The 242-nt window shown below is 42.1% G+C and carries 1 pseudogene; it reads right to left on the bottom strand.

The features are described from left to right. Positions 1-49: 49 nt before the first annotated feature. Positions 50-242: pseudogene (locus AOA62_RS31965) on the bottom strand (hypothetical protein); the annotation flags it as partial.

Here is a 242-nt window from a genome sequence, read left to right as displayed (position 1 = left end):
CCATCAAGGTTTGGTGCACCTTGCCAGTAGTCATCGAAACGCTCCAACTCTACATTTCACCTGGAACGATGTTTGTTACTTTAAATGGTCCAAAACCAATTGGATTACGACGAACTTCATCTGCGTCTTCAAGGTCAGCTACAGCAATTCCTTCGTAGTGCTGACTTGGAGATGGATTCGTCCATAAATTTGCTACTGTGTTTGGTGAAACTTGATTCACTTCAACTTCAACAGTGTAATCA

Source organism: Pseudomonas sp. 2995-3, assembly GCF_002742565.1.
Lineage (GTDB): Bacteria > Pseudomonadota > Gammaproteobacteria > Pseudomonadales > Pseudomonadaceae > Aquipseudomonas > Aquipseudomonas edaphica.
This window is presented reverse-complemented; position numbering and strand designations above follow the sequence as displayed.